A 13,027-nucleotide genomic window follows, 5' to 3' on the forward strand; every position below is an offset into this window, starting at 1 on the left:
CCATGAGCCGTTGGACGGCATCCCTCGCCGAGGCCCGGCCCCTCGCGTACTGGCTGGACGACCCCGGCAGGCCGCGGCCCGAGCCCGCCCTCACCGGCGCCGAGACCTGCGACCTGCTGGTCGTGGGCGGCGGCTACAGCGGACTGTGGACGGCACTGATCGCCAAGGAGCGGGATCCCGGCCGGGACGTCGTCCTGGTCGAGGGGCGGGAGGTGGGCTGGGCCGCCTCGGGCCGCAACGGCGGATTCTGCGCCGCCTCGCTCACCCACGGCCTGGCCAACGGCCTGGCCCGCTGGCCCGACGAGATCCACCGGCTGGAGCGGCTGGGCGCCCGCAACCTCGACGCCATCGAGGAGACGGTCGCCCGCCACGCCATCGACTGCGACTTCGAACGCACCGGTGAGATCGACGTCGCCATCGAGCCCCACCAGGAACGGGAACTGCGGGACTGGTACCAGGAGATGGACCGCCGGGGGCTCTGTGACGGCGTGGAGTTCCTGGACGCCGACGCGGTCCGCGCCCAGGTCGACTCGCCCACCTTCCGGGCCGGCCTGTGGGACCGCCGGGGCGTGGCCATGCTCCACCCGGCGAAACTCGCCTGGGGGCTGAAACGGGCCTGCCTCGGCCTCGGCGTCCGCGTGTACGAGCACACCCCCGCCCTCGGCCTGCGCACGGACGGCGCCGGACTGGCCGTACGCACCCCCCACGGGCAGATCCGCGCCCGGACCGCGGCACTCGGCACCAACGTCTTCCCCAGCCTGGTCCGACGGGCCCGCGCCTACACCGTCCCGGTCTACGACTACGCCCTGATGACCGAGCCGCTCACCGCCGACCGACTGGCGTCCGTCGGCTGGCGGAACCGGCAGGGCCTCGCGGACACCGCCAACCGGTTCCACTACTTCCGGCTGACCGCCGACAACCGCATCCTGTGGGGCGGCTACGACGCGGTCTACCCGTACGGCGGCCGGGTGCGCGCCGAGTACGACGACCGCCCCCAGACCCATGCGAGGCTCGCGGACCACTTCTTCACCTGCTTCCCGCAACTGGAGGGCGTCCGCTTCACCCACGCCTGGGGCGGCGCGATCGACACCTGCTCCCGCTTCTCGGCGTTCTACGGCACCGCCCACCGGGGCAGGGTCGCCTACACGGCGGGCTACACGGGGCTCGGCGTCGGCGCCACCCGCTTCGGCGCCGAGGTGATGCTGGACCTGCTGGCGGGGGAGCGCACCGAGCGCACGCAGCTGGAGATGGTGCGCAGGAAGCCGCTGCCGTTCCCGCCGGAGCCCTTCGCCTGGACCGGTATCGCGCTCACCCAGTGGTCCCTGGCGCGGGCCGACGCGCACGACGGGCGCCGGAACCTGTGGCTGCGCACGCTGGACCGGCTGGGGCTGGGCTTCGACAGCTGAGGCCCGTCAGCGGGAACCGGGTCCGGCGCCGGGAGATCCGGCGGACCGTGGCCGGCTGTCTCCACCGACCGGACGGCCGACCAGCAGTGACAGGCAGATCAGCAGGACCGCGCCCAGGCACCAGCCGGCCGCCACGTCCAGCGGCCAGTGGTAGCCCCGGCGCACCAGACCGAAGGAGACGGCGGCGACGAGGGCGGCACAGAGCAGCACGAGCGCACGGCGGACCGCCGCCGAGCGCAGCAGCGGAAGGAGGAGCAGGGCCGCCGCGCCGTACGCCACGACCGCGGTGACGGTGTGGCCGGAGGGGTAGTAGCCGACCGCCGGGGGCACGGCCGGGGTGCCGGGGCGGTCGGTCCACGCCTTCAGGGGCACGACGAGCACCGGCACCAGGGCCATCGCCACGCCTCCGGCAGAGGGTGTCAGCCACCAGCGGTCCGTACCCGCGGCACGCCCGTGCCACGCGGCGTACCCCAGGGCGATCACCAGAGCGGGTACGGCCACCTCGACGTTGCCGAGGTCGGCGAGCACCTCGGAGGCCCGGTCCGGATGGACGAGGGCCCCGCTCAGCCGCTCGTCCAGGCCCACCAGGGGACCGTCGACGACGACCTGCCAGGTGATCAGCGCGAAGAGGAGAACGGGCGGTCCGAGCAGCAGCATGGTGCCCAGCTTCGCAGGCGGGGCCGGTGCGGACCGAAGGGCGGTGTGTCGTGGCAGGCCGAAGGGCCAGTGCAAGGGGGGTGAGCACTGGCCCTTCGGGGAACGGCCTGTCGTCCGTGATGCGCGGGCGGCCGTCCGGATCGGAACGCCGCGCGCCCCGGGGGGTTTGGGGCGGGCGGCCGTCCGATCGGTGAGGAGACCCGGAACCCGAAGGCTCCGGTTGTGTGCGCGAGGGCACGACCAGGTCGAAGCCGGGGGAGGCCTCGGCCCGAACCGTTCACAGTCCCCTGTGAGCGGGTGTGTCTCTCATCTCGGTAGAACCTACGGCAGGGGGTGGGTCCGCGACAGGGCCAGCGGGCACCTGCCATCCACCCCGCACACGTTCTTCACACGCTCTGCCGCCGGTCGCCCCGGTGGAGAAATCCCGGGGCGGCTCACCCGCTCCTGCGACGGCCCGGATGCGCGCGAACGCCTGATCAGACGCGTGCGAACGCCTGCTCGATGATGTCCAGGCCCTCGTTCAGCAGGTCCTCGCCGATGACCAGCGGCGGCAGGAAGCGCAGCACGTTGCCGTAGGTGCCACAGGTCAGGACCAGCAGGCCCTCGGCGTGGCAGGCCTTGGCCAGCGCGGCGGCCGCCTCCGGGTTCGGCTCCTTGGTCGTACGGTCCTTGACCAGCTCGATGGCGATCATCGCGCCGCGGCCCCGGACCTCGCCGATGGCGGCGAACTTCTCGGCCATGGCGGTGAGGCGGGCCTTCATGATCGCCTCGATGTGCTTCGCCTTGGCGTTGAGGTCCAGCTCCTTCATCGTCTCGATGGAGCCGAGCGCGCCCGCGCAGGCCACCGGGTTGCCGCCGTAGGTGCCGCCGAGGCCGCCCGCGTGCGCGGCGTCCATGATCTCGGCGCGGCCGGTGACGGCGGCCAGCGGGAGGCCGCCGGCGATGCCCTTCGCCGTGGTGATCAGGTCCGGGACGATGCCCTCGTCCTCGCAGGCGAACCACTGGCCGGTGCGGCAGAAACCGGACTGGATCTCGTCCGCCACGAACACGATGCCGTTGTCCTGGGCGAACTTGCTGATCGCGGGCAGGAAGCCCTTCGCCGGCTCGATGAAGCCGCCCTCGCCGAGCACCGGCTCGATGATGATCGCGGCCACGTTGTCCGCGCCGACCTGCTTGGTGATCTGGTCGACGGCCTGCGCGGCGGCCTCCGGACCCGCGTTCTCGGCGCCGGTCGGCCAGCGGTAGCCGTAGGCCACCGGGACGCGGTACACCTCGGGGGCGAACGGGCCGAAGCCGTGCTTGTACGGCATGTTCTTCGAGGTCAGCGCCATGGTGAGGTTGGTGCGGCCGTGGTAGCCGTGGTCGAAGACCACGACCGCCTGACGCTTGGTGTAGGCACGCGCGATCTTGACGGCGTTCTCGACGGCCTCGGCACCGCTGTTGAACAGGGCCGACTTCTTGGCGTGGTCGCCGGGCGTCAGCTCGGCGAGCGCCTCGGCCACGGCCACGTACCCCTCGTAGGGCGTGACCATGAAGCACGTGTGCGTGAAGTCGGCGAGCTGGGCGGAGGCACGGCGTACGACGGCCTCGGCGGAGGCGCCGACGGAGGTCACCGCGATGCCCGAGCCGAAGTCGATCAGACGGTTGCCGTCGACGTCCTCGATGATCCCGCCGTCCGCCCGCGCGGCGAACACGGGCAGCACCGAGCCCACGCCCTGCGCGACCGCGGCGGTACGACGGGCCTGCAGCTCCTGCGACTTCGGGCCGGGGATGGCGGTGACGACGCGGCGCTCCTGCGGAAGTGCGGTCATGCGGGGCTCCTGGGGGGTGGAACGGACACTTGCTTTCTTTTCTCGCAGGCTAGGGCGGGGAGGAGGAGCTGGGCATGCTCCATGTGGGCGTTGTTCCGGGGGCCGGGTTGTCCGTGGTGGACATAGCGGCGGGGCGGGGCACGGCGGGGGCTCGGTGCGGACGGGCCTTCCCCGTGGCGCGACCCGGTCGGGGAAACGGTGAACTCGCCCTGCCGGGGCGTTAGATTGACTCGCTGACGGTGAACGGCGCGGCTGGTCAGGGGGCAAGGGCGATGGACAGCGACGGGACGCAGGACGCTCGGAGCACGCATGCGAACCCCGTGCCGCGCCCTGCGGGGCCGCCGGAGGTGCCCTCGGTGCCCCCGAGGCCGGCCAGGGCGCCGGGCATCCCGCCACTGCCGGACGGGTCGGCGTTCCTGACCTGGCTGCGCACGCCCCGCCCGGAGGCACTGCCCGGCGTGTGGCGGTTCGGACACCGGCCGCGCCCGGAGGAGGAACCGGAGCGGACCCCGGGGCGGCAGCTGCTGAGCGGGGCCCTGATCGCGTTGCTCGTGGGCTGGCTGATCTGGTCGCTGCTGTGGAACGGGTACCTCGGCGGCTGGTGGCTGCTGCCGCTCTACGCGATGGTCCCCGACTCCTGGGCCGAACCCCACAGCTTCGGCGCCGTCGTGGTCGTCTACGCCTACTACCTGCTGATCGCGGGCGCCCTCATGATCGGCGTGGGGCGGCTCGGCCGCTGGGGCGAGGTCTGGCGCCGCTACGGACCGCCCGCATGGCGCCGTACACCTCCGGAGAGCGGGCACCCACCCGCTTCCGAGGCCGACCCCGCCACCTGGCCCGCCCTGCGCGCCGCGGGCGCGGCGGACGCCGCGGAGCGGCTCGCCGCCGACGCGCGCGCGGGACTGATGCGGGACGTCGACCACGCCCGCATCGTCCGCGCCTGGCAGGGCGTACGCACCGGCCGGCACCCCCTCGCCACCTTCACGAGCGCGGTACTCAGCCACGGCGCCGCCGCCTGCCCGCACCCCTCCGGCGCGCGCGACCTGCCCGCCCGGCAGGCCCGGCACGACCTGGTCACCGGGCAGGTGCGGATCGGCACCACCGCCGACGACGTCCGCAACCCGTACGTCTACCGGGGCGCCGGCCTCGCGCTCGGCCCCGAACTGCTCGGCACCTCCCTGCTCGCGGTCGGACCGGCCGGCTCCGGCAAGACCGGCGGTGTCGTCCGGCCGCTCGCCGAATCGCTGTGCCTGCACGCGCTCGCCGGACGGGCCGCCGTGGTCGTCGTCGGCGCCGCGGGAGCGGGGATCGGCCCGGCCGACGCGTACGACGTCGTGGTACGGATCGGCAACCCCGACTCCGAGTACGACCTCGACCTGTACGGCGGGACCACCGACCCCGACGAGGCCGCCGCGGTGCTCGCCGAGGCGCTGGCCGGCGACCTGGCCGACCCGCACCCCGGCAGCGACAGCCGGCGCGCCACCACCGTCCTCGCCCAGCTCCTCGGCCCCTTCCGCGCGGTGCACGGCCGCTTCCCCTCCGTTCCGGAACTGCGCGGGCTGCTCGACGGCTCGCCCGGCCCGCTGGCCGCGCTGCGCCAGGGCCTGACGGAGACGGGACAGGAGTCGCTGCTGCGCGAACTCGACGCCCGGGAACGGCAGATGGCACACCCGGGCGATGTGGGCGGGGTTCTCGCCGACCGGGTGGCACTGCTGGACCGTCCTGCCTTCGCCACGTTTTTCCACAGCACGGCCTTCGAAAGCGCGGCAGCCAAGAACACAGCCACCGCCGGACAGTCCCGGCCGTTCAGCCTCAAGGCGCTGGACCACCCGGTGCGGGTCCGTGTCGACCTGCCCGAGCGGGGCCACGCCGACGCCTCACGGGTGCTGGCGCGGCTGGTGCTGGCGCAGTTCACGGCAAGCGTGACGGTACGGGAGGACAGGTCCCTGTTCGCCTGCCTGGTGCTGGACGACGCGACCGGCGTGATCACCCCCGAGGCCGTGCGCGGCATCCAGCGGCTGCGGTCGGCCAACGCCGGGGCGGTGCTCACCCTGCGCACCCTGGACGACGTGGCGAGGCCGCTGCGCGGACCGCTGCTCGGGACCGTCGGGTGCAGGATGGCTCTGGCCGGGCTCACTCCGTGGGACGGACAGGACTTCGCCGAGGTGTGGGGCAAGGAGTGGACCGAGGCCCGGGACGTCACCGACCGGCAGATCATCGCGGACAGTCCCGCGGGCAAGGCCTGGCACGCGGTGCGGCGGGCCATCACCGGCAAGGCGCCGACCGCGCGGGCCGTCACCGTGCGGCAGGTCGAGCGGGAGCGGTGGTCCGCGTCCGAACTGGCGCACGCGATGCCGGCGGGGCACGCGGTGCTCTCCCTGACCGACGTCAAGGGCGAGCACGCGCCGCCGCTGCTGGTGGACCTGCGGGGCTGAGCCGCGGCTGCCCGGCCCTGCGGGAGCCGTTCCGGCATGCGGTGACGCCACGACCGTACGGTGGGGCAGAATCGACATAGGCCGTTCATACGCGGCGGCCAAAAATCCACAACGCTCACCTGATGACCTGATGTTCGTGTTGTCTGCGTCAACCGTTTCGTCAGCTCTCCCGGCCCCGACCACGCGCATGCCCGATCACCGAATATCGGCTCCTCCGATCGCCGGATCCGCCGATCTCCGCCGACCTGAAGGCCCCATGCCACCGACGCTCGCTTCGCTCGTCCACCACTCCACGCTCAAACTGACGGTGCGTGCGGGTGAGGACGGCCTCGACGTGCCGGTCCGCTGGGCGCATGCCAGTGAGCTGGCCGACCCCGTGCCCTACATGGAGGGCGGGGAACTGCTGCTGATCACCGCCCTGAAGCTGGACGCGGAGGATCCGGAGGCGATGCGCCGCTATGTGAAACGCCTGGTGGAGGCGGGTGTCGTCGGGCTCGGCTTCGCCGTCGGCGTCCACTACGAGGACATCCCCGAGGCGCTCGTGGACGCGGCGAGGAAGGAGGGGCTGCCGCTGCTGGAGGTGCCGCGCCGCACCCCCTTCCTCGCGATCAGCAAGGCCGTCTCCGCCGCCATCGCCGCCGACCAGTACCGCGCGGTGACCGCGGGGTTCGCGGCCCAGCGGGAGCTGACCAAACAGGGGCTGACCGGCGGACCCGAGGGGCTGCTGACCGCGCTCGCCTCCCAGGTCGAGGGCTGGGCCGCGCTGTACGACGCCTCGGGCGCCGTGGTCGCCGCGGCACCCGAGTGGGCGGGCAGGCGCGCGGCACGGTTCACGGACGATGTGCGCCGGCTGCGGGAGCGGCCCGCGCCCGCCTCGTCGGTGGTGGCCGGGCCGGAGAACCCGGAGATCGACGACCGGGTCGAACTGCACTCCCTCGGCACCGGCCGGCGCCCCCGGGCCGCGCTCGCCGTGGGCACGGCCACCGCGCTCGGCACCGCCCAGCGGTACGCCGTCCACTCCGCCGTCGCGCTGCTCACCCTGACCACGGAACGCTCCGGCTCCCTGCGCGCGGCCGAACAGCGGATCGGTGCCGCCGTGCTGCGCATGCTGCTCGCCGGGGAGCCCGACCACGCCCGCGCGGTGGCCGGAGACCTGTACGGGGGCCTCCTGGACGCGCCCTTCCGGATCATCGTGGCCGAGACGGGGGCGGCGCCCGTCGCCCGTGCCCAGGGCGACCCGAACGGCGACGCCCTCGACGCCCTGGCGGAGACCGTGGAATCGGCCGCCGCCCGCTCCGGCGAGGCGGTCCTGGTGGTGCCGGAGCGCGAGCGGCTGGTGGTGCTGGCCGCCGACGGCGGCGCGGCGGTGGCCGCGTGCTGCGATCACGCGGCCGGCCTGGAAGCGGTCCGGAACGGCGGGGGAGCCCACGAGCCCCTGGTCGGCGCCGACGAGGACGAGCTGGTCGTGGGCCTGTCCGCACCGGCCGGCCCCATCGCCGCGTCCGCCGCCTACAAGCAGGCCGGACAGGCGCTGTCGGTGGCGCGGCGGCGGGGGCGGGTGCTGGTGGAGCACGAGCAGATGGCCGCCGGTTCCGTGGTGCCGTTGCTCGCCGACGACGCGGTCCGGGCGTTCGCCGACGGGCTGCTGCGGCCCCTCTACGAACATGACGCGACCGGACGTGGCGACCTCGTCGCCTCGGTGCGTGCCTGGCTCTCCCGGCACGGGCAGTGGGACGCCGCGGCGGCCGACCTCGGCGTGCACCGCCACACCCTGCGCTACCGGATGCGCCGCGTCGAGGAGATCCTCGGCCGCTCCCTGGACGACCCGGACGTACGCATGGAACTGTGGCTGGCCCTCAAGGCGACCTCGTCCGACTGACGACTGACGACTGACGACTGACGACTGACGGCTGACGACTGACGGCTGGCGACAGGCCGAGAGGCAGGGCCGCTGTCGGGCGCGGCGGGCTTGCCGACGAGCGATCTGCCAAAGAGGCGCGCGAAGGCGGCCGACTGCTACGGCTCGGACAAACGACCCGCTGTCACCCCGGCCCTACCGTGGATTCAGCAAATCAAGCAACCACCCCCAACGCGGAAGGGCCGGGACTCGCCATGCCAAAGGAAGAATCGGCAGCCACCCACGCCTTCTGGCTCGCCGGCCGCCAGGCCACCGGCGAGGCTGCCTTCGACGTCACCTCTCCGTGGGACGGCCGAACCGTCGGCACCGTGAGCGTGCCGTCCGACGCCCAGGTCGAGGAGGCCGTGGCCGCCGCGTACGCCGTACGGGACGAGTTCGCCGCCACCCCCGCCCACGTCCGCGCCGCCGCCCTCGACCACGTCAGCCGGCGACTGGTGGAGCGCACCGAGGAGATCGCCCGGCTGATCTCCGCCGAGAACGGCAAGCCGATCAAGTGGGCGCGCGGCGAGGTCGGCCGGGCCGTGTCCGTGTTCCGGTTCGCCGCCGAGGAGGCCCGCCGGTTCAACGGCGGCGAGGCCCAGCGGCTCGACACCGACGCCGGCGGCCAGGGACGGCTGGCCCTCACCCGCCGCTTCCCCAAGGGCGTCGTGCTCGGTATCGCGCCGTTCAACTTCCCGCTGAACCTGTGCGCCCACAAGATCGCCCCGGCCGTCGCCGCCGGCACCCCCATCGTCCTCAAGCCCGCCCCGGCGACCCCGCTGTCCGGGCTGATCCTCGGTGAGCTGCTCGCCGAGACCGAGCTGCCGGCCGGTTCCTGGAGCATCCTCCCGGTCCCCAACGACCGTATGCCCGCCCTCGTCCAGGACGAGCGGCTGCCGGTGATCTCCTTCACCGGTTCCGAGCAGGTCGGCTACGCGATCATGGACTCGGTGCCGCGCAAGCACTGCACCCTGGAGCTCGGCGGCAACGGCGCGGCCGTCGTCCTCGCCGACTGGGCGAGCGACGAGGACCTGGACCGGGCGGCGAGCCGCATCGCCACCTTCTCCAACTACCAGGGCGGCCAGTCCTGCATCTCCGTGCAGCGGGTCATCGCGGACGCCTCCGTCTACGACCGGCTGCTGCCGCGCATCGTCGCCGCCGTGGAGGCCCAGGTCACCGGCGACCCGGCCGACGACGCCACCGACGTCGGCCCGCTGGTCAGCCAGGCCGCCGCCGAGCGCGTCGAGGCGTGGGTGCAGGAGGCCGTCGACGCCGGTGCCACCCTGCTGACCGGGGGCAAGCGCGACGGCGCCTCCTACGCGCCGACCGTGCTCACCGACGTCCCGGCCGACGTGACGATCTCCTGCGAGGAGGTCTTCGGGCCCGTCCTGACCGTGCAGAAGGTGGACGGCGAGGCCGCGGCCTTCGCCGCCGTCAACGACTCCAAGTACGGCCTCCAGGCAGGGGTGTTCACCCACGACCTGCAGGCCGCCTTCCGGGCCCACCGCGTCCTGGAGGTCGGCGGCGTGGTCGTCGGCGACGTGCCCTCCTACCGTGCCGACCAGATGCCGTACGGCGGCGCCAAGCAGTCCGGTGTGGGCCGCGAGGGCGTGAAGTTCGCGATGGACGACTACACCTACGAGCGGGTGCTGGTCCTGACCGGCCTCGCCCTGTGAGGCGGACCGGACCCCGGTTTTCGACAACCGCTCCCGGCTGACTCCGCGGGGACGCGAGCCCGTCGTCCGAAGGGGCCCGGCACCGATGTCCTGCGGTGCCGGGCCCCTCCTGGCGTCGGCCGTCCCCGGACCCTCAACCGGGGAGGAAGCCGACCCGCGCGAGCCGCAGCGGGCCGCGCAGCCTCAGGCGCAGGTCCTGTACGCCGCGCACGCCGTCGGCGGCGACGGACGCGCCGAGCGTGACGTAGTCGTACGGGCCGGATGTCGGGGTCCGCGGGGACAACGTGGTGAGCACCGGACCGCCGTCGAGGGACAGTTCGACGGTGCCCCCGCCGGACACCTCGGCGGTCACCTCCGCCACCCCACTTCCGAAGTCGCAGCGACAAAAGAGCAGTTCGCCCGACTTCCCGGCCACCGGTGTCACCGCGTCACCCGACTCCCTGGTCCGGTCGACGATCTCGGTGCCGCACTGCTCGTCGAAGTCCGCCGCGTCCAGGCCGCGTTCGAGGACCGCGCGGGGGACGCCGGGTTCGCCGTCGAGGGTGAGGGCGGTCCGCTGCCGGACGTCCGCACTGGAGGCACCGGCCAGCAGCTCGTACCGGCCCGGTTCCACCCGCCACCGGCCCACCGCGACGTCCCAGAACGCGAAGGCTGACAGGGGGAGTTCGAAGGCCACCTCGGCCGTCTCGCCGGGTGCGAGGGTCAGCCGCCGGTGGGCCACCAGCTCGCGGCGCGGACGCGGCACCGACGGGTCCACGGCCCGTGTGTAGAGCTGGGCCACTTCGTCGGCCGGGACGGCACCGGTGTTGGTGACCGTGAAGGAGACATGCACCGCCTCCGCCCCGACCCGGGCTGTCAACTCGCCGTAGGCGAAGGCCGCGTAGGAGAGGCCGTGGCCGAAGGGGAACAACGGCGTGCCCTCGAAGTACAGATAGGTCTGGCGGGAGCCGATCACGTCGTAGTCGAGGAGGCCGGGCAGATCGGCGTCGTCGGCGTACCAGGTCTGCGGCAGCCGGCCGGCGGGGGAGACGTCACCGGCGAGCACGCGGGCCAGCGCGGTGCCCGCGGCCTGACCGCCGTGCGCGGTCCAGAGCACCGCCGGCAGGTCCGTCGGATCGACCGCGTAGGGGTAGGCGGAGACCAGCGCCAGCACCGTGTTCTCGTTGGCGGCGCGGGCCGCGCGCAGCAGCAGCTCCTGCTGGGCGGGCAGCCGGAGCGTCGTACGGTCCTCGGTCTCACGGCCGTTGATGTGCGGATCGTTGCCGGCGACCACCACGACCGTGTCGGCCCGTGCCGCGGCCCGCGCCACCGTCTCCTCGCCGTGCTCGGTGACGATCACCCCGAAGACCTCGGGAATCGGCTCGTCGGCCGCGTCCTGTGCGGCAACCTTCACGCCGTCGGCGGCGACCAGCACATGGCGTCCTGTTCCCATGTGCCGAAGGAGGTGACCGCCACCGTGCGGTTCCAGCCGGAACGTCTCCCGCACGATCCAGCCGCCCGGCTGGTCGGCGGAGGCGCGGAGGTAGCCGTCCTCGGCGACCGAGAGGTACCGGCCGTCGGGGGCACGCAGGGTCAGCAGGCCCTCGCCCCAGTCGGCCAGGGCGAGTTCGGTGCCGTCCGGGCCGGCGGTGAGCGGGGCCAGGTCGGTGCGGCCCGCGAGCAGTGCCGGGTCCAGCGCGCCCTCGGCGCCGGGCGCCGCGTCGGGGGTGTCGGGTGCCGGCGGGACGTGCAGGAACGTGCCGGCGGAGGTCCGCAGCAGCACCCGGTCCACGCCCTCCGCGAACTCCACCCGTTCGGCGCCGAACCGCTCGTAGAGCCCCTCCAGCGGAGTGGAGCGGTGGATGAGGGTGCCGCTGTACCAGTCGAGCTTGCACTCGTCCGCGAGCAGGCCGACGACGGCGATACGGGTGCCCGCCGGAGCCAGCGGCAGCAGGCCGTCGTTCTTGAGCAGGACGACCGCCTGCTCGGCGACCTCCTGCGCGAGGGCCCGGTGCTCCGGGGTGTCGAAGGCGTGCTCCTCGGCGGGCGGGTCCTGGTCGAACTCGCCGAGCCGGAAGCGCACCGAGAGCTGCCGGCGGACGGCGGTGTCGATGTCGGCTTCCGTCAACAGCCCTTTCCGCAAGGCCGACTCGAGGCGCCCCACGATGACCGAGCTGTCCGTGCCGTGGTCGGTGAAACTGTCCACGCCGGCCCGCAGCGAGGCCGCGACGGCCTCCTCGTGGGTGTCGAAGTAGTGCTCGGAGTCCACCAGGTTGGAGGGAGCGCCGGCGTCGGAGCAGACCAGCAGTTCCTCGTCGGTCCAGGTGCGCAACTGCTCGCGCAGATACGGCGAGACATGGTTCGGGCGGCCGTTGACCAGGTTGTAGGCCGGCATCACCCCGGCCACCGCGCCCGCCTTGACGGTGTCGCGGAAGGCGCGCAGGTCGTACTCGTGCAGTACGCGCGGGCGGACCGAGCTGGAGGTGGTGTCCCGGTCCGTCTCGTTGTTGTGCGCGAGCCAGTGCTTGAGCACCGGGGCCGTGCGCCAGTACACCGGATGACCGCCGCGCAGGCCGAGGGTGTAGGCGGTGGCGATCGCCGAGGTGAGCCGGGGATCCTCCGAGTAGCCCTCCTCGTTGCGGCCCCACAGGGGGTGGCGCAGCAGGTTGACGGTCGGGGCCCAGACGTTGAGACCGACCCGCTCGTCCAGGGCGCGCATCGCGCGGGCCTCCCGGGACACCGCCTCGCCCACCCGGCGCACCAGCCCGGGATTCCAGGTCGCCCCCATTCCGACCGCCTGCGGGAACACCGTCGCCGGGCCCATCCAGGCGACGCCGTGCAACGCCTCCTGGCCGGTGCGGAAGGCGGCGATGCCGAGGCGCTCGACGGCGGGGGTGAACTGGTGCAGGGCTTTGATCCTCTCGTCGGGGGTGAGCCGCGACAGCAGGTCGTCGACGCGCTTCGCGAACGGCAGACGCGGATCGCGGAAAGGCGGGGTGGGCGGCGTGTGTGCGGTCACGTGGAAGTCCCCTTGCGGTGGAGCGATGAGGTGCTTTCGAAGCGCTTCGATGCTGATTCCGGGCAGGGGTGGGTGTCAAGGATGCGGGAGTGCCGGATCGAGTGTTCCGCGGTGCATCCCGGGCATTCAGCGGCGAGCGCCGATGAG

At 73.5% G+C, this 13,027-nt stretch carries 7 protein-coding genes; 4 read left to right on the forward strand and 3 right to left on the reverse strand.

The window, feature by feature from the left end:
* Positions 1 to 2 precede the first annotated feature (2 nt).
* Positions 3 to 1,406, forward strand: coding sequence for an NAD(P)/FAD-dependent oxidoreductase (locus ACVW19_RS24545; RefSeq protein WP_457461792.1), 1,404 nt, complete (start codon positions 3 to 5; stop codon positions 1,404 to 1,406).
* A 6-nt stretch (positions 1,407 to 1,412) separates the two neighbouring features.
* Here ACVW19_RS24545 and ACVW19_RS24550 read toward each other — a convergent pair whose 3' ends face one another.
* A complete protein-coding gene (locus ACVW19_RS24550; RefSeq protein WP_457461794.1) occupies positions 1,413 to 2,063 on the reverse strand; it encodes a phosphatase PAP2 family protein in 651 nt (216 codons plus the stop codon).
* Positions 2,064 to 2,539: 476 nt separating this feature from the next.
* On the reverse strand, positions 2,540 to 3,874 hold the full coding sequence (gabT, locus tag ACVW19_RS24555) for a 4-aminobutyrate--2-oxoglutarate transaminase (RefSeq protein ID WP_457461796.1): 1,335 nt from the start codon (positions 3,872 to 3,874) through the stop codon (positions 2,540 to 2,542).
* Positions 3,875 to 4,146: 272 nt separating this feature from the next.
* On the opposite strand from gabT, the gene ACVW19_RS24560 reads away from it, so the two are divergent.
* The 3 genes from ACVW19_RS24560 to ACVW19_RS24570 all read left to right on the forward strand — a co-directional run bounded on the left by ACVW19_RS24560 (position 4,147) and on the right by ACVW19_RS24570 (position 9,882).
* Entirely contained in the window at positions 4,147 to 6,309 is a 2,163-nt protein-coding gene (locus ACVW19_RS24560; RefSeq protein WP_457461798.1) for an ATP-binding protein, read from the forward strand.
* Positions 6,310 to 6,565: 256 nt separating this feature from the next.
* Positions 6,566 to 8,188 (forward strand): PucR family transcriptional regulator, encoded by a 1,623-nt coding sequence (locus tag ACVW19_RS24565; protein ID WP_457461800.1) that lies wholly within the window; start codon positions 6,566 to 6,568, stop codon positions 8,186 to 8,188.
* A gap of 233 nt (positions 8,189 to 8,421) precedes the next feature.
* Complete coding sequence (locus ACVW19_RS24570) at positions 8,422 to 9,882, forward strand: aldehyde dehydrogenase family protein (protein ID WP_457461802.1); 1,461 nt, start codon at positions 8,422 to 8,424, stop codon at positions 9,880 to 9,882.
* A gap of 133 nt (positions 9,883 to 10,015) precedes the next feature.
* Here the strand turns inward: ACVW19_RS24570 and ACVW19_RS24575 are convergent, their stop codons facing one another.
* Entirely contained in the window at positions 10,016 to 12,880 is a 2,865-nt protein-coding gene (locus ACVW19_RS24575) for a glycoside hydrolase family 3 C-terminal domain-containing protein (RefSeq protein WP_457461803.1), read from the reverse strand.
* Positions 12,881 to 13,027 lie beyond the last annotated feature (147 nt).

It is taken from the genome of Streptomyces sp. TE5632, from assembly GCF_054061295.1.

Bases quoted from the DNA above. Each gene is read 5' to 3' on its own strand.
- ACVW19_RS24545 (WP_457461792.1), top strand. From the start codon at position 3: ATGAGCCGTTGGACGGCATCCCTCGCCGAGGCCCGGCCCCTCGCGTAC.
- ACVW19_RS24550 (WP_457461794.1), bottom strand. From the start codon at position 2,063: ATGCTGCTGCTCGGACCGCCCGTTCTCCTCTTCGCGCTGATCACCTGG.
- gabT (WP_457461796.1), bottom strand. From the start codon at position 3,874: ATGACCGCACTTCCGCAGGAGCGCCGCGTCGTCACCGCCATCCCCGGC.
- ACVW19_RS24560 (WP_457461798.1), top strand. From the start codon at position 4,147: ATGGACAGCGACGGGACGCAGGACGCTCGGAGCACGCATGCGAACCCC.
- ACVW19_RS24565 (WP_457461800.1), top strand. From the start codon at position 6,566: ATGCCACCGACGCTCGCTTCGCTCGTCCACCACTCCACGCTCAAACTG.
- ACVW19_RS24570 (WP_457461802.1), top strand. From the start codon at position 8,422: ATGCCAAAGGAAGAATCGGCAGCCACCCACGCCTTCTGGCTCGCCGGC.